General features: G+C 68.4%; 19 protein-coding genes. 11 read left to right on the top strand and 8 right to left on the bottom strand.

Going from position 1 to position 20,083, the window contains the following annotated elements; all coding sequences use genetic code 11:
* Positions 1–43 precede the first annotated feature (43 nt).
* The 6 genes from AC3DEZ_RS02880 to AC3DEZ_RS02855 all read right to left on the bottom strand — a co-directional run bounded on the left by AC3DEZ_RS02880 (position 44) and on the right by AC3DEZ_RS02855 (position 7,081).
* Positions 44–865: a DUF4198 domain-containing protein gene (locus tag AC3DEZ_RS02880; RefSeq protein ID WP_488386855.1), complete on the bottom strand. Its 822-nt coding sequence runs from the start codon at positions 863–865 to the stop codon at positions 44–46.
* 25 nt (positions 866–890) lie between these two features.
* Complete coding sequence (locus AC3DEZ_RS02875; RefSeq protein WP_488386854.1) at positions 891–3,932, bottom strand: TonB-dependent receptor; 3,042 nt, start codon at positions 3,930–3,932, stop codon at positions 891–893.
* 101 nt (positions 3,933–4,033) lie between these two features.
* Entirely contained in the window at positions 4,034–4,975 is a 942-nt protein-coding gene (locus AC3DEZ_RS02870) for a FecR family protein (protein WP_488386853.1), read from the bottom strand.
* On the bottom strand, positions 4,972–5,535 hold the full coding sequence (locus AC3DEZ_RS02865) for an RNA polymerase sigma factor (RefSeq protein WP_488386852.1): 564 nt from the start codon (positions 5,533–5,535) through the stop codon (positions 4,972–4,974). Before AC3DEZ_RS02865 ends, AC3DEZ_RS02870 begins: the two co-directional genes overlap by 4 nt.
* Positions 5,536–5,696: 161 nt before the next feature.
* The gene (locus AC3DEZ_RS02860; protein ID WP_488386851.1) at positions 5,697–6,485 is read right to left on the bottom strand and encodes a c-type cytochrome; all 789 of its coding nucleotides are present in this window, start codon (positions 6,483–6,485) and stop codon (positions 5,697–5,699) included.
* A gap of 248 nt (positions 6,486–6,733) precedes the next feature.
* On the bottom strand, positions 6,734–7,081 hold the full coding sequence (locus AC3DEZ_RS02855) for a CopL family metal-binding regulatory protein (protein WP_488387044.1): 348 nt from the start codon (positions 7,079–7,081) through the stop codon (positions 6,734–6,736).
* Here AC3DEZ_RS02855 and AC3DEZ_RS02850 point away from each other — a divergent pair.
* From AC3DEZ_RS02850 to AC3DEZ_RS02835, 4 genes are all read left to right on the top strand, one after another.
* The gene (locus AC3DEZ_RS02850) at positions 6,965–7,369 is read left to right on the top strand and encodes a hypothetical protein (protein WP_488387050.1); all 405 of its coding nucleotides are present in this window, start codon (positions 6,965–6,967) and stop codon (positions 7,367–7,369) included. The two genes, AC3DEZ_RS02855 and AC3DEZ_RS02850, sit on opposite strands and share 117 nt — an antisense overlap.
* 4 nt (positions 7,370–7,373) lie before the next feature.
* Positions 7,374–8,678: an alpha/beta hydrolase family protein gene (locus AC3DEZ_RS02845; protein WP_488386850.1), complete on the top strand. Its 1,305-nt coding sequence runs from the start codon at positions 7,374–7,376 to the stop codon at positions 8,676–8,678.
* Between the two features lie 39 nt (positions 8,679–8,717).
* Positions 8,718–9,968: a helix-turn-helix domain-containing protein gene (locus tag AC3DEZ_RS02840; protein WP_488386849.1), complete on the top strand. Its 1,251-nt coding sequence runs from the start codon at positions 8,718–8,720 to the stop codon at positions 9,966–9,968.
* Between the two features lie 91 nt (positions 9,969–10,059).
* Positions 10,060–11,745, top strand: a complete 1,686-nt coding sequence (locus AC3DEZ_RS02835; RefSeq protein WP_488386848.1) for a serine hydrolase domain-containing protein — start codon at positions 10,060–10,062, stop codon at positions 11,743–11,745.
* A gap of 45 nt (positions 11,746–11,790) precedes the next feature.
* Here the strand turns inward: AC3DEZ_RS02835 and AC3DEZ_RS02830 are convergent, their stop codons facing one another.
* On the bottom strand, positions 11,791–13,155 hold the full coding sequence (locus tag AC3DEZ_RS02830) for a glutamate--cysteine ligase (protein ID WP_488386847.1): 1,365 nt from the start codon (positions 13,153–13,155) through the stop codon (positions 11,791–11,793).
* 179 nt (positions 13,156–13,334) lie between these two features.
* Here AC3DEZ_RS02830 and AC3DEZ_RS02825 point away from each other — a divergent pair, with 179 nt between their 5' ends.
* From AC3DEZ_RS02825 to AC3DEZ_RS02815, 3 genes are all read left to right on the top strand, one after another.
* Positions 13,335–14,051 (top strand): VIT1/CCC1 transporter family protein, encoded by a 717-nt coding sequence (locus AC3DEZ_RS02825; protein WP_488386846.1) that lies wholly within the window; start codon positions 13,335–13,337, stop codon positions 14,049–14,051.
* Between the two features lie 15 nt (positions 14,052–14,066).
* Entirely contained in the window at positions 14,067–14,900 is an 834-nt protein-coding gene (locus AC3DEZ_RS02820) for a helix-turn-helix transcriptional regulator (protein ID WP_488386845.1), read from the top strand.
* A gap of 107 nt (positions 14,901–15,007) precedes the next feature.
* Positions 15,008–15,991, top strand: a complete 984-nt coding sequence (locus AC3DEZ_RS02815; RefSeq protein ID WP_488386844.1) for an MBL fold metallo-hydrolase — start codon at positions 15,008–15,010, stop codon at positions 15,989–15,991.
* A 48-nt stretch (positions 15,992–16,039) separates the two neighbouring features.
* Here AC3DEZ_RS02815 and yihA read toward each other — a convergent pair whose 3' ends face one another.
* Positions 16,040–16,642, bottom strand: coding sequence for a ribosome biogenesis GTP-binding protein YihA/YsxC (yihA, locus tag AC3DEZ_RS02810; protein WP_447104289.1), 603 nt, complete (start codon positions 16,640–16,642; stop codon positions 16,040–16,042).
* Positions 16,643–16,793: 151 nt separating this feature from the next.
* Here yihA and AC3DEZ_RS02805 point away from each other — a divergent pair, with 151 nt between their 5' ends.
* The 4 genes from AC3DEZ_RS02805 (at position 16,794) to AC3DEZ_RS02790 (ending at position 20,067) form a co-directional block, all read left to right on the top strand.
* Complete coding sequence (locus AC3DEZ_RS02805; protein WP_447104288.1) at positions 16,794–17,585, top strand: c-type cytochrome; 792 nt, start codon at positions 16,794–16,796, stop codon at positions 17,583–17,585.
* Positions 17,586–17,685: 100 nt separating this feature from the next.
* The gene (locus tag AC3DEZ_RS02800; RefSeq protein WP_488386843.1) at positions 17,686–18,339 is read left to right on the top strand and encodes a thiol:disulfide interchange protein DsbA/DsbL; all 654 of its coding nucleotides are present in this window, start codon (positions 17,686–17,688) and stop codon (positions 18,337–18,339) included.
* Between the two features lie 103 nt (positions 18,340–18,442).
* Complete coding sequence (locus tag AC3DEZ_RS02795; protein WP_488386842.1) at positions 18,443–19,270, top strand: thiol:disulfide interchange protein DsbA/DsbL; 828 nt, start codon at positions 18,443–18,445, stop codon at positions 19,268–19,270.
* A gap of 26 nt (positions 19,271–19,296) precedes the next feature.
* The gene (locus AC3DEZ_RS02790; protein ID WP_488386841.1) at positions 19,297–20,067 is read left to right on the top strand and encodes an endonuclease/exonuclease/phosphatase family protein; all 771 of its coding nucleotides are present in this window, start codon (positions 19,297–19,299) and stop codon (positions 20,065–20,067) included.
* Positions 20,068–20,083 lie beyond the last annotated feature (16 nt).

Below are 20,083 nucleotides of genomic sequence, written 5' to 3'. Positions count from 1 at the left end.
GGAAAAACAGACCGTCTGACTGACGACGGAAACCGCGTTCTCGTCAGCGGGCGCCGATGTGGAAGGTCAGCGAAGCGCGATCGGAAATGAAATCCAGTCCTTCCTCGTCGGTGGGTTCCATGCGGTTGGCATGGATGTACCAGACCGCCGGATCCGTCACCTCGAATTCGCCGCGGCCCCGCGCATCCGTGCGCAGCAACTGCGCCGGTGGCGTCGGTCCCCCCGCGACGGCGGCGCCACGCCCGACATGGACCCGCAGTCCGGAAACCGGCTTGCCCCGGTACAGGACCTCAAAACCGAGGCGTTCACCTGGCGCGACCGTGGCCGGATGCCGCGACAGCCGGATTTCAAGCGGGTAGTCCAGGCTGTCCGCGTAGTGGCCGGTCTGCGCTTCGCCGCTCTGCAGGATTGCGCGGGCGTGCTTGGCGTAGGCGTAGCGCACCCCCTTCGGATAGCGGGCCGGGTCGTAGCCCGCCAGCGTATCGGGCAGATCCTCCAGTTTCAGATAGGTGGCGAACTCACTGGCGCTGCGTTCGCTCACCGTCGGCTGGGTCGAGACACCGAGCATGGCGGTACCCGCCGCCGCGGATTTCAGGCTCAACCGGCTCTGCTTGCCTTCGGTCCTCCACTGCGCCGCATCCGGATGGATGCGTTGGCCCGCCTGCAGGAAAGTGACGTCACGCAACCGCGAGGGCGTCACCGGGCCGGCGCTTTCCTCGAAGGTTCCATTGTTGACGTGCGCGGCGACCGCGTCACCGGGCTTCACCGGAGAATGGGGAAAGGCGACGAACAGGTCGTGGGAATGGACGGGGGCCGCGCCGAGGATGGCCAGTCCCAGGCATGCCCGGACTACGTGCTTGATCATGGTGTTCAGTCCTGAAAGAAGGGGATTACCAGCGATAGCTCACGCGCACGTTCCAGCGCCGGCCGAGCAGGTCGTAGGTCATCGTGTCGGTGTTCGCGTTGGGGTTGTTCTGGATGAAGGGCGCCTTGCGATCGAACAGGTTCTCCACCCCGGCGGAGATGTCCCAACGCTCCTTCACGCCGTAGCCCAGCTGCAGGTTGTGATACAGCACCGCTGGTGCCCGTGATCCCGGCGTGCCGGGCCTGGCCACGATGTCGTCGGCCGCCCCGATGTACTGCACGCTGTACACACCCGACCATCGCTCTCGCGCCATCCGCCAGGACGCCAGCCCGCGCCACTGGGTGTAGCTGCCCAGGCCACTGGTGATCCTCCCGGCGTACTCGATGGTCGCCGCGCCGGGAAACGGAGCGACGTCGTAGCGTTCCAGGTATGACGCATCCAGGCTGACCGTACTGGCCCAACCCGCCCAGTCGAACTGGTACAGCGCGCCAAGGTCGATGCCTTCGGCCTGCTCGCTGGCCGCGTTGACCTGCTGCGAGGACAGGTAGTCGATCTCGCCGGTGGCCGCGTTGCGGGTGAAGTGGGTGGCCGAACAGAACGGATGCGACAGATTCGGCGTGTTGTAGCAGGCGCGCAGCTTCACCGAGCCTTCGATGCTGCGGATCGCGTTCTCGATGCGGATGCGGAAGTAGTCCGCGGTCAGGGTCAGTCCGGGCACGAAGCCGGGCGTCCACACGAATCCGGCGGTGAAGGTGCGCGCATCCTCGGGTTCCAGCGCGGGATTGCCGCCGGTGGTGGTGAGGACGGTGTTGCCCAATTGCTGGAAGTTCGCCGGCACGCCGGCACGCTGGCAATTGGCGCGGACCACCGAATCGGCGGGCAACGCACTCCAGTTGCTGCACGGATCCAGCGTGGTCAGGCTGCCTTGGCCGATGCCGCCGAACAATTCCGGAATGCTCGGGATGCGAAAGGCGGTGGCGTAGTTCAGGCGGATTTTCAGCGATTCGGCGAGCTGCCAATCCAACCCGAGCTTGTAGTTGGTGTCGCTGCCGAACAGGTCGTAGCGGGAGTAGCGGCCGGCGAGATTGAAGGTCAGGTAGTCGACCAGCGGAACATCCTGCAGGAGCGGAACCGCCAGTTCGACGAACGCTTCCTTGGCGGTGTAGTCGCCCTCGATGGGGTCCTGGCGGACGATGTTGGCGCTGCCGTTGACCACCAGCGGGTCCGGATACAGCCAGCCCTTTTCCCGACGCCACTCCACGCCCGAGGCGAACGCCACGCTGCCGGCCGGGAGCTCGAACAGTGTTCCGGACACCGTGCCGCTGACGCTCTGCTGGCTGTTGCCGCCGGAACCGCGCTGGGTGAACAGGATGTAGTCCAGGACCGCCGGTGACAGATTGCCGTAGCCCAGGTAGTTGCCGCACGGGATGGCGGCGCCAGGCGCGTTGCTGCACAGGTTGGTGTTGAGCGTGTTCTCGACCCGATCCAGATTGGCGATGTTGGTGGAGGTGTCGGTGCCGGTGTTGCGCCCCCAGTTCACCGCCACCGACCAGTCCCAGTTGTCGCCCCAGCGACCGTCCAGGCCGATCACCGCGCGGAACGTATCGATCTCCTGCGCGGTGATGCGGGCACCGGCCTCTTCCAGCCGCCGCCGTTCCAGGGTCAGGTTCTGACCGGTCGGATTGGTGGGATGTCCCGCGCCGATGCGGATGGTCCGATACACCCCCAGCGTGTTGGGCGAGGCACGCTGGTGCGAGCGCCGGTTGGTCGACATCAGCTCGGTGAAAAGGCGCGTGTCGTCGGTCAGATCGTAATGGCCGAAGGCGCTCAGGCCGATCCGCTTGATCGGGCTGACCGCGTTGAGGGTGTGGTTGTAGTTGTAGTTGTGCTTTGCCGGCGAGTAGGTTTCGTAGGAACGTGGATCGCCGTCGGGATCCTGGTTGAAGTTGACGATGCGTCCATCCGCCAGGCGCGCGCGGCCACCGATGGTGGAAGAGTTGCCGACGCATTCCAGGCGTCCGCCGACCACGCCCAGCGGGCACGGCGCCCGCGACACCATCGGGATGGTGCCGCTCTCGGCGTAGGTGATGGCACCCGCCATCGCGCCGCGTTCGCCCTGCGTGCCCCAGGCCAGGTTGACCGAAGTGATGTCTCCGTCGCCGCGGAAGGTCTGTCCGTAGCGGCTGGAGAACTCCACGCCCTCCACATCCTTGCGGGTGATGATGTTGACCACGCCCGCGACCGCGTCGGCGCCGTAGATGGCCGACGCACCGTCCTTGAGAATCTCGATGCGTTCGATCAGCGCCAGCGGGACGACGTTCAGATCCACCGAGTTGTTGGCGCCGGTGCCGCCGTTGACCATCCGGCGTCCGTTCAACAGCACCAGGGTGCGGTTGACGCCCAGTCCGCGCAGGTTGATCTGGGTGGCGCCATTGCCGTTTCCGGTCCAGAAATTGTTGGACTGGGAGCCGGCCGCGCCGGCCGATGCGGGCAGGCGCTGGAGCAGGGTCTCCACCGAGACGGCACCCGAACTCTGGATCGTTTCGGCGTCGATGACGGTGGTCGGTCCCAGTCCCGACATCTGCGCGCGCTTGATGTGGCTGCCGGTCACCTGCACCGTGTCGAAGGTGGTGGCCGCGGTTTCCGGCGTCGCGGCGACACCCGCGCCATCCTGACCGGACTGCGCCGCAGGAGGCGGCGACGCCGAAGCCCCGTGATTGACCGGCATGGCGACGGGCGGCGGCGGCGCGTCCTCCGGTGTCCGGTCGCGCACGATCGCCAGCGCGCCGGTGCGATCACGCCGGACCACCAGCCCGGTGCCGGCCAGCAGGCGCGACAGCGCCGAGTCCTGCGACATTTCTCCACGCGCGCCGGCCGTTCTCAGCCCGCGCACATCCTCGCTCAGATAGACCAATCGCACACCTGATTGCGCGGCGTAGGTTTCCAGCGCGGTCTTCAGTTCGCCTTCCGCGATGTCGAAGGTTCGCGTCTGGGCCGCGGCGGAAGCCGCCAGCGCCAATCCGCAGACCACCGAAAGCACCGTCCTCACCCGTTTGGTACGCACCATCCCCATTTCCCCGGTTGCAGCACAAAGTGGCTGTGCGTACTGGGACGACCCGGCGGAGCGGTTCCGGTATGCGGATGTCGTCCGCATGGGAATCGGACTCGCTAGCGCGGTTGCGATACCCGGATTTCGTCGCCGCGCGCTTCCACTTTCAGATTGAACCCCTGTTCGAGCAGGCGCGAGAACGCTTCCACGCCGTTGGCGTCGAAGCTTCCTCCGATGCGCATCCGCGCGGTGTCCGCGTCCATCAGCACCAGTTGCTTGCGGTTGTAGCGATTGAACTGTTCCGCCGCGTCCTGCAAGGTTGACTGATCGAATTCAAGCGTTCCGTGGCGCCAGCTCAGTGCGCGTCGCACGCGATCGGCGGCGTTGTTGGCCACCACCGTGCCGACCGGCTTGCCATACAGGATGTCGCCGCCATGCACGATCACCGGTGGTTTTCCCGGTGAGGCATCGATCGGCTCGACCCGTACCCGTCCTTCCTGCACCGCGACCTCGAAGCGTCCCTGTTCCCGCCGCACGGAGAACCGGGTGCCGAGTACCACCACGCGATGGTCACCCGCGTGGATCACGAACGGGTGATCCGGATCCGGTTTGACGTCGAAGTAGGCTTCGCCACGCAGCAGCCATACTTCCCGCCGATCGGACTCGATCTGCGTCCGCACCCGCGTCATGGTGTTGAGTTCCAGGCGCGAACCATCGGCCAGCGCCACCGATTCGCGGCCCCCCACCCCGGTGCTGTAGCCCGTATCGGAATCCAGCCAGGACAGACCCGCCAGCAGGGCGATGGCCGCGACTCCCGCGGCCATCGCCCAGGTCCGGCTCAGGGGTCGCGGCATGGCGCGCGGGGAAACGCGCGGTTGCAGGGCCGCCAGTCGATCCGCCCTGCGCCAGACGGATTTCAGCCGCAGCCAGGTCACCCGGTGCAGCGCGTCATGCGCCAGCCATGCCTGCAGCGCGCGCTCGTCACCCGCGCTCCATTCCGGTGCATCCGCGCGCGATATCCAGCGCGCCGCTTCCTGCTCGACGATTTCATGTGGCTTCATGGCTTGCCCGCTTCCCTGTCCATTCTTTTTCCCGGCCGCCGTACCCGGCCCGTGCCACCGAGCATGAAGTCGGCGAGCGCCCGCATTCCCAACAATGTCTGCCGTTCGACCGCGTCCTCGCCGATGCCCATGCGCGCGGCGACCTCACGCTGCGAAAGACCGTGGATCTTGCGCAGCTCCACCACCTGCCGGCAGCGTGCCGGTAGTCTCGCCAGCCCTTGTTGCAGACGGCGAAGTTCATCGCGCGCGCTGAGGTGGCGCTCCGGCGTGATGTCGTCGGTCCGCGCGGTCGCCGACTCGACGTCCGCCATCGCCTCGATCGATACGATGCGCGATCGGCGGATCCGGTCGATCATCAGGTTGCGCACCGTGGTCATGACAAAAGGCTTCACCTGCGCGGGCAGCCCACGCCGCGCCGCTTCGTAGATGCGTGCGTAGGCCTCCTGCCGCAGGTCCTGGACCTCGCCCTGGTCAGGCCAGTGCCGCCGCAGGAACGCCTGGATCAAACCTTCCAGCGGCAGGACCTGTTCTATGAACCAGTCGTCGAGGAATTGGGCCACCGTCGGGTTTTCTCCGGCTGTCGATGCGGGATGCCTGTCGCTGTGACGGTCGGGAGCGGGCGATCCGGTACATGTTCCGGAATTCACGGATGCGTGGTCGGGCGCGGCCTCCTGCCGCGCGCCGCCCTCGTCTTCCCCCTCGTGGTCGCGTGGCATCGCGCTCAGTGCTGGTGGTCGTGACCGTCGCCCGCCGTGCCCGCGTCGGTCTTCCCGCCCCCGGTCTGCGGAGATGCCTCCGCTTTGGGCGCTTCGTGCACATGTGTCTTGCCATCGGCGTGTACGTGGGACGTTCCGCCGCCATCCGCGTCCGGGCGGGGTGCCTGCTGTCCGTCGCCATGTCCATCCGACTCCCCGTGCCCGCCCGCGGCATCGTCGTGATGGCCTTCGTCACCCGCGTGGCCGTGGCCGCCGGTTTCCCCGCCGCCATGCGAATGGCCGCCGCTGCTGGCCACCAGCGCCCGGTACTGCGCCTTGTCCAGTTTCGGCAATTCCTGCAGGAACGCCGCCATGTTCCAGATGTACTCGTCATCCATGCTGGCGCCCCAGGCCGGCATGCCGCTGGCCTTGATGCCGTGCTTGATCACCCAGAACGCCTCGGCGGGCGGCGGCGCGGCGCGGGTCAGATCCGGCGGCGCGGGATACAGCCCGCGACTCAGTTCGGTCGGTCCGGTACCGGGCGAGAGATGGCAGCCGGTGCACATCGCATCGTAGTTGCCCGCACCCTGGCGGATCCGTTCCGGATCGGACAGTTCCGCGGGCGGTTGGAGATCGTCGGCACGGCTGGCGACAGAACGCTTGCGGACGGTTTCCAGCATCGCGTAGACCGGGCGGGTATGCGGGACGTCCGCGGCGACGTTGTAGGCGCCGGAGTACACCGCGGTGGCGCCGGCCAGGGCGACGACACCGAGCATGGCGGCGAGAAAGAGCAGGATCCTGTTGTGCCTTTTCATGGCTGTTTTCCTCTATTCGGGATGCGTACCGGCGGCGCTGCGGTAGCGCCCGCCGGAAACGGGAAGGGTTGGAATGCGCGCACGTCCGGCGGTCCGGACGGCCAGGCCGAACGCATGGCGACAGAGACGGGGGTGGGCGCGTCCAGCGCGCGGCATCACTCCGTATCCACGGGTTTTCCCTCCGCCATCGACGGCGGGAAACCGCGCGCGCCGCCGGGCGCGCCCGGCGGTCGCATGCGTCCGAGGGATCAACCGATGGGAGGACGGATCAGGTGCGGCAGAGCCGGTGCGGGATGACCCGCGGGCGGCGCCGGCGGGACGTGCGTGTGGACGATGATCACCGGCGTGTGCGCCGGCATGGAAACGGCCGTCGCACAGCCGTGGACGCAGGCGCAGGTGCAACTGGCGGACTTGCAGCAATCGGGATCCGGCGCGGTGTCGTGCCCGGAAGCTGAAGTCGCCTGCTCCGTTGCGACCGCATGGCCGGCGCAATCGATCCCGTGCGTATCGCGCCCGGCATCCGCCGCGGCGCCCGGCGCGGATCCCATGTCCAGCATCCGCACGGACGCCGCCGCCGCGCCGGCGCCATTCAGCACCAGCGCAACGCACAGCAGACACCGCATCAGCAGACCCAGGAGCGACATGCCGGCAAGCCTACCGCACGCATCGTGGTGTTTGGCGCATCAATGGCGCCGCCAATGCATCCACGAACAAACCCGGGTCTTGAGCCGGGACCCGGGTCCTTGCGCATGTTCACGGATCGCGCCGATCCGGCGCGCGACGATCTTCGCCGCGATCGCATCCTGATGATCAGAAGGCGCGGCAACCCGCCACTCGCGGCGGCGAATGCGGCGCTGGACTTTCCGCGACGGGCGAACGGCTGATCCCATGCATCCCCGCAACTCCTGCCTGCCGGTCGTACGGCGCGCGCTTCCCCGCATGCTGCTCATCCTCGCCGGGTTGTGCGCGGGCGCATCCGGCGTTTCACGTGCCGGTGATCCACCCACGCAGCTCGGCGGCAGCGTGGTGGTGCCGCTGGATCATCAGGCGCCGGATGGCCGTGTGGCGGCCATCCGCTACGAGCTGGGTGCTCCGTTCGACGCCGCCAAGCCCACCGTGTTCGTGATCGCCGATGCGCAGCAGTTCTACGTCCATGCCGGAGCGACGCCGGAATTGCAGGCATCGCTGTTCGGCGACGGATTCAATGTGGTCGGCATCCCCGGACGCGGTTCGGATCCCGTCGTCATCCGCGCCACGCAGGGAATCGATGGACGAACCGACTGGCGCGCGGCCTGGCGCGTCCTCAACAGCGCACAGTGGGTGGAGGACGTCGAAGCGGTGCGTCGCCACCTGTTGGGCGAACGGGGACGGGTGTCGCTGTACGGGCGCTCCGGTGGCGCCTTCCTGGTGCATCAGTATCTGGCGGTCCACGGCGACAAGGTGCGCCGCGCGTGGACCCAGGCGCCCCTCAATCCCGTCATCGTCGCCGGGTTGGGACTGCGGACGGATCATTTCTGGGAAGAGATCGGCGACGACGATCCGGATCTGCAGGCGTTGCTCCGGCAGGCGCTGGCACGGGCACCCGGCGAGCGGGCGCGGTGGATGCGGATCCTGCAGCGCCAGAATTTCTTCGTGCCGCTGTCGCGACGTGACGAGGAACGCGCCCGGCTGATCCGCGCGATGGCCGCCGGTGATGCGGCCACCCTCGAGGCCGCGGGCAAGGCCTATCAGGTGGATGCGGTCGACCGGATGCTGGCATCGCCGCAGGGCGTGGCCATCACCGTCCGGCTGTACGAGTTCGGGGATGCCGTCGTCGCGCGGCCGCACGATGACGGCATCCATCCAGGTGAGGAAACCTTCCGCGATCAGGTGCGTCCGCTGCTCGCCCTGCGGGAACAGGGCCTCATCACTCCGCCCACGTTCGATCTGGAACGGCTTCACCGGGTCGATGCCGAAGTGATGGTGCTCGCCGGCCGGCACGACCATACGGCGGACTACCGCGCGTTGATCGCCTTGTCCGCGTGCTATCCCCATGGTCGGCTGTTCATCGCCGACGACAACCATGTCTTCGAGGCGATGAACCGGCAGGGGCATGCCACCCGCCTGCTGCGCGCCTTCCTCGCAGGGGGCGCGGACTCGGCGGCCTACCGCTCCGCCGAAGCCGACGCCGAAGCGCTGCGCTGGCGGGAGTGACGACATCAATGCGTCCGTGTGTCGCATCGACGGCCCTGCGTGACCATCGCCGCTTCCATCGGCGGTGTTCCCGTGTTTGTCTATCCGCCTGTTTCCGGATCGTTCGCCCTTCAGACGATGGTGTCGCCAGCTTTCCTCCCCGCGCTTGGCCTGCTGACCACCAGCCTGTGCGCCCTGCTGGCGATGTTCCTCTGGTTCACACCCGGCCCGCTGGCCCGGGCCAACCGGTATCTGGCCGGGTTCCTGCTGCTGACGGCGGTGGACGTGATCGGCTGGGCGTCTCCGCTGCTGTCCGCCCCACTGCGGTCGGGCCTCCCCTGGCGGACATCGCTGGCATTCCTGCAGATGCCGCTGCTGCATGCCTACGTCGTCGCCCTGTGCTTTCCCGTGCGTCGCACCCGCGGACACCTGCTGGCGGGCGTGATCACCACCCTGGCGGCGCTGGCCGCGCAACTCGCGGCCGGTGACGCGACCTTCGTGGCATTCCGGCGCATCGAAAGCGGGCTGCTCCATCTCCAGTACTACGGCTACATGGCGCTGATGGCGCGGGTGTTGCTGGAATACCGGCGGGCCTATCGCGATCACTGTTCCAACCCCGATGGCGCGACCTTCGGCTGGCTGGTCACGCTGCTGTCGGTCTCGCTGTTCGCGAGCACCTTCGTGCTGCTGAAATCGCTGGCGTGGTGGAGCGGCCACCCGGATCTCTACCGCAGCCTGGACCCACTGGTGGCCGCGATCGCCGCGCTCATCACCGCGGCGCTCACCCTGGCCGCGCTGACCCGCCAGCATCTGTTCCTCGGCGTGGTCACCGAGTCCGACATCCCGCCGTCGAACCTCGTCGCTCCCCCGGACGCCACCCCGGCGGCGGCCACCGAAGCGACAGAACCCGACCCGGCCGATGACGTGGCGCTCGTCCGCGACCCGGCGGCGCTGGCCCGGCTCAACGCCTTCATGGCCGAGCAGGAACCGTTCCTGGATCCGTCCCTGACCATCCGCAGCCTCTCCCGGCGCCTGGGATGGGGCCAGCGCGAACTGTCCCAGCTCCTCAATCAGGCGCTGGGCATGCATTTCTTCGACTTCGTGAACCGCTACCGGGTGCGCAAGGCCGCCGCGCTGCTGCGGGATCCGGCGCTGGGCGATCTGACCGTGCTGGAGATCGCCCACCGCTCCGGGTTCAACACCAAATCCTCGTTCAATACCGCCTTCCACCGCCACCAGGGCACCACGCCGAGCGCCTACCGCCGTCGGGACGACGACGCGCACGGCGCCACGAACTCGGCGCTTTCCTAGCGGACGAATACCCGACCGACTTCGCGAAGTCGGTCGATGGCGGGCCCGAGCGCCCGCATCCTGCGGCTCCCCCTCATCCAAGGAGCACGCGATGCGACGTCTTTTCCTCCTCCCGGTGCTGGCCTCGCTGACCCTGGCCTGGCCCGGCGCGCGGACGCAGTCCGCGCCTCCGGCGGCAGAAACCGCCGCCGCCGTGCGGGCACTGCTGGCCCCCTGGGATCGTCCCGGCATGCCGGGCGCGGCGGTCTCGATCACCCTGGACGGGAAGGTCGTGCAGCATGAGGAAGCCGGCGCCGCCGACCTGGAGCAGAACACGCGGATCACCCCGGCGTCGGTGTTCCACATCGCCTCGGTGTCCAAGCAGTTCGCCGCCTTCGCGATCCTGCTGCTGGAACAGGACGGCAAACTGTCCATCGACGACCCGCTTTCCCGCTACCTGCCCGAAGCCGCCCGCTGGGCGCCGATGACGCTGCGGCAACTGCTGAACCACACCGCCGGCGTGCGCGACTTCGGCACCCTGATGCCCGCCGCCGGCTGGCGCGGCGAGGATCTGATCACCGACGGGCAGGTCCTGCGGATGGTGCTGCGCCAGCGCGGCGGCAACTTCGCGCCGGGCGCCGCTTACCAATACAACAACACCGACTACGCGCTGCTCGGCGAAGTCGTGCGACGGGTGTCAGGGCAATCGCTGCGCGAATTCTGCGACGAGCGCATCTTCCGGCCGCTCGGCATGCGCGACACCCGCTTCGCGGATGAGGTCGAAAGTTTCGTGCCCCATCGGGTGCCATCCTGGCAATCCTCCGGCAATGGCTACGTGCGCGCCGTGCTGAGCAGCGCCACCACCGGTTCGACCGGCCTGCTCACCACCGCCGCCGACCTCAGCCGCTGGGCGCTTAACTTCGAGACCCACGTCGTCGGCAACGCCGCCCTGTTCGCGCGCATGCAGGAGCAGGGCCGGCTGACCGACGGCACGATCAATTTCTATGCGCTCGGCCAGGAGCGCCACGCCTGGCGTGGGCTGGATACCTGGAGCCACGGCGGCCGCGACGCGGGCTACCGCGCTTTCCTGCTGCGCGTGCCCGGCGAACGTTTCAGCGTGGCGGTGGTGGCCAACGCCAACGATGTCGACGCCTCGGAAATCGCCTACGGCATCGCCGAACGCTACCTGTCGCATCGTCCCGGCTATCGCGCGCCGGTTCCGGACAACGGCCGGCCGAACCGCCGCCAGTTGGCCGCCTACGCCGGCGATTACGAACTGTTCCCGGGCTACTTCTTCCGCATCGGCACTGATGGCCGCCGCCTGCTCGTCTCCACGCTCGACGACGCCAAGCCGGAGGAACTGCCCGCGCTTGCGTCGAATCGTTTCCTGTTGAGCGGGAAGTTCAACCAGGTGCTGGAGTTTCCGGGGCACGGAAAGGGTCCGCCGGCTCGGTTGCATTTCGTCATCGGCCAATACGGCCGGATCGATGCGCCACGGGTGAAGCTGGCCGCTTTCGATCCCGCCGGCGTGCATGCCGACGAATTCATCGGCCGCTACCACAGCGACGAACTGGACACGGACTACTTGCTGACCGTCGAGGACGGCCGGCTGCGCATCAGCCACCCGCGCTGGCCGACGGCCACGCTGCAACCCTACCAGCGGGATCTGTTCCGCAGCTCGGCGTGGTTCCTGCAGAGGATCGCGTTCGAGCGCGACGGCTCCGGACGCGTGACCGGCTTTCTGCTGTCCGGCCCGATCGCCGAGAACATCGTCTTCGAGCGGGTCGCCGGTCGCTGAGCCACGCCCACGCCGTCGGTGGATTCGGTGCGCTGGCGGCAACGCTCAGTAGGCGAACTCGCGGAACACCGGATCGACGCTGCCGTTCCATTCGGTCGCGAACAGCTTGAGCTTGCGCTCGGCCGGCGTCTCGTTGGATTCGACGATTTCGATCAGCGCATCGAGGAAGCCGCTCTCGTCCACGCCCTTGCTGTTCAGGCATGCGCGGCGACGCAGGCCGGCGACCGCGATCTTCAGCGCCTCGGCGGCGACGTCGCGCACCGTGCCACCGCGGAACGGCAGCTTCAACGCATCGCGCGGCACGCCGTCGCGCAGGGCGTGGCGCTCTTCCAGGCTGAAGTCCTTGACCAGATCCCAGGCCGCGTCCAGCGCCGCGTCGTCGTACAGCAGGCCCACCCAGAACGCCGGCAGCGCACACAGCCGGTTCCACGGGCCGCCATCGGCGCCGCGCATTTCCAGGAATTTCTTCAGCCGCACTTCGGGGAAAGCGGTGGTCATGTGATCCGACCAGTCGCGCAGGGTCGGCAGCTCGCCCGGCAACACCGGCAGCGCGCCTTTGAGGAAGTCGCGGAAACTCTGTCCGCTGGCATCATGGTAGATGCCATCGCGGTAGCTGAAGTACATCGGCACGTCGAGCAGGTAGTCGACGTAGCGCTCGTAACCGAAGCCGTCCTCGAACACGAAATCGAGCATGCCGGTGCGATCCGGATCGGTATCGGTCCAGATGTGCGAGCGGTAGCTCTGGTAACCGTTCGGCTTGCCCTCGGTGAACGGCGAATCGGCGAACAGCGCGGTCGCGATCGGCTGCAGCGCCAGCGACACGCGGAACTTCTTCACCATGTCCGCTTCGCTGGCGTAATCCAGATTGACCTGGACGGTGCAGGTGCGGGTCATCATGTCCAGGCCGAGCGAACCGACCTTGGGCATGTACGATTTCATGATCTTGTAGCGGCCCTTGGGCATCCACGGCATTTCGTCGCGCCGCCATTTCGGCTGGAAGCCCATGCCGAGGAAACCGAGCCGCAGTTCGTCGGCGACCTCCTTGACTTCCTTCAGGTGGGTGCCGACCTCGACGCAGGTCTGGTGGATGGTTTCCAGCGCGGCGCCGGAGAGTTCCAGCTGGCCGGCCGGCTCCAGGGTGACCGAGGCACCGTCTCGGGTCAGCGCGATCACCCGGCCCTTCTCTTCGACCGCGTCCCAGCCGAAGCGGACAAGTCCTTTCAGCAGCGCCTCGATGCCGCGCTCGCCGTCGAACTCCGGCGGACGCAGATCGTCCAGGCGGAAGCCGAACTTCTCGTGTTCGGTGCCGATGCGCCAGTCCGCGCGCGGCTTCTCGCCACTGGCGACGTACTGCACGAGCTGCGTGCGATCGGTGACGAGCGTATCGGCGACGTGGCTGGGGCTGGACAAGGGCGGGGCTCGCACGGCAGGGAACGACGATGTGGGGCTGCGGCGCAGGCGCCACAAGGGCGGCAATATAGCGTGCCGCCCGTCCAGGCATCATCGCCACCGCCCACATCGCAGTGTTCCGCGCCTGTGCTGGCCGCCCCGGACTCGACCCTGCGTGGCGCGGACGCTACCCTGCCGCCATGCCGCGCCATCGTCCGCTTCCCGTCAGCCGCCATCCCGAACTCCACCGCACCAACCGGGTCGGCTGGCTGCGCGCGGCGGTGCTGGGCGCCAACGACGGCATCGTCTCGGTGGCCGGCATCGTGGTCGGCGTGGCCGCCAGCGGCGCGAGTTCCGAAACCATCCTGATGACCGGTGTCGCCGGCGTGGTCGCCGGTGCGATGTCGATGGCCGCGGGCGAGTATGTGTCAGTCCAATCACAGGCGGACACCGAAACCGCCGATCTGGCGATCGAGAAACGCGAGCTGCATGCCGAGCCTGGTCTCGAACTCGCCGAGCTCGCCCAGATCTACGTGCAGCGCGGACTCGAACCCGCCCTCGCCCGCCAGGTCGCCGAACAGCTCACCGCCCATGACGCGCTCGCCGCGCATGCGCGCGATGAGCTCGGCATCACCGAGGAACTGCGCGCACGCCCCTTGCAGGCGGCGTTGGCGTCGGCCGCCGCCTTCACCGTCGGCGCGGCGCTGCCCATCGCGGCGTCGGTGCTGGCGCCGACCGGCCGGATCGCCGTCGTGACCACCGCGATCACCCTGGTCGGCCTGCTGGTTTCCGGTGGTCTCGCCGCATGGATCGGCGGCGCTCCCGTGCTGCGCGGCGCATGGCGCGTCGGCTTCTGGGGCGCGGCGGCGATGGCGGCCGCGGCGCTCGTGGGCAGACTGTTCAACGTCGCGATCTGAATCATCCGCAATCCGATGAACGCACCGCAGGATCCCCGTTCGCTGCTGATCGCCCGCCTGGGTTCGCTGGTCGATTGCACGCGCGCCGAAGGCTATGCCTGCATCACCGCGCGCCACGAACACGGCGCGCACGCGGTGGACATCGATCATCCCTGCATCGCGATCGTGCTGCGCGGGCGCAAGCAGGTGCGCACGCATGCGCAGACGCTGGAGTTCGCGCCGGGCGATCTGTTCCTGATCGCGCGCCGCTGCCGCATGGATGTGGTCAACATCCCCGATCCCGGCAGCGGCCTCTATCTGACCGTGACCATTCCGCTGTGCGAGGAAGTCCTCGCCGCCGCGCGATTGCTCTGGTCGGACCCGATCACCGGGCACGGCCAGGACCTCGCCCGCCTGGACAGCGCCGAATTCGCCTTCGATCTCCAGCGCTGGCTGGCTTCGCTGCAGGCCGGCCACTACACCGAGGCGCGGCTGGCGCTGGCCGCGCTGACGGTGGCGCTGTGCCGCCGTGGCCATACCGCGATGCTGGTGCCACCGCCGCCCAGCCTGGCGATGCAAATCCGCGATCTGGTCCGCGCCGAACCCGCGCGCGAGTGGCAGTCGCAGCACGTCGAGGCCGCGCTGGGCGTGAGCGGCGCCACCCTGCGCCGCCGGCTGGCCACCGAAGGCACCGGGTTGCGCGATGTGATCGCGGCCGCACGCCTGGCCTGCGCGATGGATCTGCTCTACACCACCCACTGGCCGGTGAAGACGGTGGCCGCGCGGGTCGGCTACCGCTCCGTCGCCAGCTTCACGCGCCGCTTCAACGAACGTTATGGCCTGGATCCGGCCTATATCGGCAACGCCTGAAACGCGGGACGACGTGAGCGTTTGACGCCGCGGATTGAGCGTTGCGCCCGGCGATGCCTGCCTACGATGACGACTCCGCGGCGACGCCGCCTGTTCCCACCACTTCCATGCCCTCCCCTCCTCTCCGTATTCGCGTCCCGGCCTCACTGCTGCTGGCGGTCGTCGCCCTGCCCGCCGCCGCGCAGACCGCGCCCACCCGCCAGGTGCCGGGCGTCTACCGCCAGGCGATCGGCGAACTGCGCGTCACCGCACTGTTCGATGGCGTCGTGCCGCTGGCGCGCGCCGAGTTGTCCGGCATCGACGACGCCGGCAAGCAGGCGCTGCTGACATCGCGCCACGTGCCCGAAACCCCGCAGGGGCTGCAGACCGCGGTCAACGCCTATCTGGTCCAGCGCGGCGACGTGCTGACCCTCGTGGACGCCGGCACCGCGCGCTGTTTCGGTCCGGGCCTGGGCCATGTGCTGGAAAACCTGCTCAGCGCCGGGTATGCGCCGGAACAGGTCGATCAGGTGCTGATCACCCACGCGCATCCGGATCATCTGTGCGGCCTGCTCGATGCGCGGGGTCACGAAGCATTTCCGAAGGCGACCATCTGGCTGGCGCGCGCCGATGCCGACTACTGGCTGGATCCGGAGACCGAAACCCGCGCCGACACCCGGGCGATGTTCCGCCCGCTGTTCAAGATGGCGCGCGACGCGGTGGCCCCGTACCGGGCGGCTGGACGCCTGCGAATGTTCGCCCGCGGCGAGCGCCTGCCCGAGGGCGTGAGCGGCCTGGATTCGCCCGGCCACACACCGGGCCATACCTCGTTCCTGTTCGACGCGGGTGCCGGCCAGCACCTGCTGGTGTGGGGCGACATCGTCCACTACCACGCGGTGCAGTTCGCCCGCCCGGATGCGTCCTTCGAGGCGGATCTGGATCGCGGCCAGGCGATCGCCAGCCGCCGCGCGCTCATGGCCCGCACCGCCGATGGCGGCTGGTGGCTGGCGGGCGCCCATCTGCCGTTCCCGGGCCTGGGCCATGTCCGCCGCGACGATGACGCGTTCGCGTGGGTGCCGGCGGAGTTCTCGCCGCTGCCCGGCGAACAGTGAGCGGAGGCGGCCCGACCCCGGTGGGGTCGCTTCCGCCGGGGGCTGTCGCTAGCCCAGTTCCAGCCAGTCCATGACCACCTGGCGCGCCTCGTCGACGCCCTGCTTGGACTCGGACGAGAACACCTGCACGCCGACGCTGTCGCCGAAGGCGGAGAACAGCTCCTTCTTCACCGCCTGCAGGGTCTGCGACTGCTGGCCGCGGCCGAGTTTGTCGGCCTTGGTCAGCAGCGCGTGCGCCGGCAGCCCGCGCTGGACCGCGTAGCCCAGCATCTGCCGGTCGTAGTCCTTGAGCGGATGGCGGATGTCCATCACCACCACCAGTCCCTTGAGCGCCTCGCGGCGGTGGAAGTAATCCTGGATGAAGGCCTGCCAGTGGGCCTGCAGTTCCTGCGGAACCTTGGCGTAACCGTAGCCCGGCAGATCCACCAGATGGCGGCCCGGCTGGACTTCGAAAAAGACCAGTTGCTGGGTCCGGCCCGGGGTCTTGGAAACCCGGGCCAGCGCGTTGTGGCGGGTCAGCGCGTTCAGCGCGCTGGACTTGCCGGCATTGGAGCGGCCGGCGAAGGCCACTTCGCGACCGGCGTCCTCCGGCAGCTGGCGGAAATTGTGCGCCGAGAGCAGGTATCGGGCGGAATTGAGCAGGTTCGACATGCCACTAGGATGGCATGGGCGGGCGCCGAAGGCGGCAGGGTTCGCGCCGCTGGCGGGGCCGAATTGACCGCGGAGCCCCCCCGCAGGGATAATTCCGGGGTTTCGCGGCTGCCATGGGGCACCGCTTCTTGAGGTTTTTCGGAGCTTTAGCATGCGCCACGCTCGCGTTTGGGGACTTGCAGGACTGGCCATTGCGGCCGTCGGAGCGGTTGCCTATGCACAGACCACCGTCGTTCCGGTGCCGGACAATGCGCCGGTGCAGACCGCTTCGCTGGATATCGACCTGACCAAGACCACCTGGGGCGATGCCAAGGCTGGCCAGACCAAGGCCGCGGCCTGCGCCGCCTGCCATGGCGCCGACGGCAATCCGGCCGACCCGCAGTACCCCCGCATCGCCGGCCAGAGCGAGCGCTATGTCTCGCGCCAGCTCTCGCTGTTCGCCAATGGCCAGCGCACCAGCGGCATGTCCGCGGTGATGGTGCCGTTCGCCCAGATGCTGAGCGCGCAGGACATGCGCGATGTCGGCGCCTACTTCGCGACCCAGAAGGCCGGTGCCGGCCTGGCCGACGACACCGTCGTCGCCGACGGCGCGTACAAGGACATGAAGTTCTACGAGATCGGCCAGAAGCTGTACCGCACCGGCGACGCCAGCCGCGGCGTCCCGGCGTGCATGGCCTGCCACGGCCCCTCCGGCGCCGGCAACCCGGGCCCGGCCTATCCGCACATCGGCGGCCAGCAACAGGCCTACGTGGTGCGCCGCCTGCAGGAATACCAGGCCGGCACGACCACCGAGAAGGATCCGAGCCACTTCAACATCATGGCGCAGGTCGTCCACCCGCTGACCGAGCAGGAAATCCAGGCGCTGGGCAGCTATCTGCAGGGTCTGCACGACCGTGCCGACGACGAAGCCGCCGCGAAGACAGCGACTGCCAAGAAGTCGTGAACTTCGCCGCCTCGTCGCGGTCCTGACTCACAGCTCCTGTTCATTGCGCCGGCCCCACCATGGCCGGCGTTTCTTTTTCCAGCGCCTGCGGAGGAAACACATGAAGACCCGCCTGACCCTGCGCCTGATGTTGACGGTGCTGTTCTCGCTGCTGCCGATGCTCGCGCTGGCCGCCGACGCGCCCGCGCCGAAGGAAGGCGTGGACTACGAGGTCATCCCGGACGGCAAGCCCTTCGCGCCGGTCAAGGGCAAGGTCGAAGTGGCGGAAGTGTTTTCCTATGCCTGCGTCCACTGCGCCCACTTCGAACCCAGCCTGCAGGCCTGGAAGCGCAGGCAGGGCCCGGCCGTGCAGCTGGTGCAGGTGCCGGCGGCGCTGTCCTCCTCCTGGATTCCCTACGCCCGCGCGTACTACGCGGCCGAACTGAGCGGCGTGCTGGGCAAGACCCACGCGGCCGTGTTCGATGCCCTGCACAAGGATGGCGCGCTGCCGCTGCACAATCCGTCCGTGGATGAACTGGTCACGTTCTATGCCGGTCATGGCGTGGACCGCGCGCGCTTCAACACCCTGTTGCGTGGTCCCGAAGTGGATGCCCGCCTGGAGAAGGCGCGCGAGTTCGCCATCGCCAGCGGTGTGCGCGGCACGCCGACGTTGATCGTCAACGGCAAGTACCGCGTCACCGGCGGCACCAGCTACGACGACGTGCTGCGCATCACCGATTGGCTGGTCGCCCGCGAGCGCGGCGCCCGCAAGTAACGTAGTGCGGGTGACACCCGGTCGCCCGCGGCACAGAATGTGCGGTCCCTTCGCGGACCTCGTCGTCCGCCCACGAATCTTTTCCATGCTGGAGTTCAGTGCAATGAAACTTCGTCCGCTCCTGATGACGCTCGCCCTGCTGCCGCTGCTGGCGGCTTGCGGCCAGACCAATGCCCCCGGCGCGACCGCGCCGGTCACCGACGCCGCCCCCGCGCCCGCCGCGGAAACGCCGGCGGCTCCGGCCACCGACACCGCCGCGCCGGCGGAAACCCCGGCCGCGCCGGCCGAAGGCAGCGCGCCGGCTTCCACCGACGCCCCGGCGCCGTCGAACGCACCCGCGCCGACCGCACCCGCCGGTCCCGCGCCGGTCGCCGGCGTCGACTACGACCTGATTCCGAACGGCCAGCCGTACGCCCCGCTCAACGGCAAGATCGAAGTGGTGGAAGTGTTCGGCTACGTCTGCCCGGCCTGCGCGAGCTTCCAGACCCAGGTGATGCCGTGGCGCAAGACCCTGCCGGCCGACGTCCGCCTGACCTACGTCCCGGTCGCGTTCGGTCCGGAATGGCTGCCGTATGCGCAGGCCTACTACGCCGCCGAGAGCAAGGGCCTGGTCGAACGCACGCATGACACGGTGTTCACCCGGATCCACGCCGAGCGCAGCCTGCCGGGCGAAGGCAAGAAGCCGGATCCGGCCAAGGTCGCCGCGTTCTACGCCGGCTACGGCGTGGATGCCAAGGAATTCCTGGGCCTGATGAACAGCTTCGGCATCAACGCCAAGGTCAACCGCGCCAAGCAGTTCGCGATCCAGTCCGGCGTCAACAGCACGCCCAGCCTGGTCGTCAACGGCAAATACAAGGTGAAGGGCCGCAGCTTCGAGGACATGCTGCGCATCACCGATCACTTGATCGCGCAGGAGCGCGCCGCCAAGTAAGCGGTACCCCAGGTTCCCCCGCCCCCATGACGACGATGCCCGGCACGCGCCGGTTGCGGGTGCTCAGCGCCAACATCCAGGCCGGCTCCAGCACCCGACGCTACAGCGACTATGTGACCCGCAGCTGGTCGCATGCGCTGCCGGCCGGCAACAAACGCGGCAGTCTCGACGCGATCGCACAGCTCGCTGGCGAGCACGACATCGTCGGCCTGCAGGAGGCGGATCCCGGGAGCCTGCGTTCGGGCTTCACCAACCAGACCCACTATCTGGCCGAGCGCGCCGGTTTCGATTACTGGACCCACCAGCCCAACCGCAACGTCGGGCGGGTGGCGTCCAGCGCCAACGGCCTGCTGAGCCGGCTGGAGCCGGTGGAAGTGAGCGACCACGCGCTGCCCGGCCGCATCAGCGGACGCGGCGTGCTGGTGGCGCGGTTCGGCGATGGCGACGAAGGCCTGACCGTGGCGGTGGCGCATCTGTCCCTGGGCGCCAATTCGCGCCGCGCGCAGCTGTCCTTCATCGCCGAGCTGCTGTCGGATCATCCGCACGCGGTGTTGATGGGCGACTTCAACTGCATGCCCGACACGCCGGAAATGGACGTGCTGTACCGGCACACCCGCCTGCGCCCGCCGCAGCACCGGATCCCGACCTTTCCCAGCTGGCGCCCGCAGCGCGCCATCGATCACATCCTGATCAGCGAGGCGCTGGTGGCCGAAGGCGCGCGCGCGGTTCCGGCCGCCAACTCGGATCACCTGGCCCTGGCGATGAGCATCGACGTTCCCGCCGAAGCCCTGCGCTGAACGTCGAACTCCCGTC

The sequence above is a fragment of the Pseudoxanthomonas sp. 134C1 genome (genome assembly GCF_057773065.1).
The sequence above is the reverse complement of the archived record's forward strand: the minus strand, read 5'-3'. Positions and strand labels throughout refer to the sequence as shown.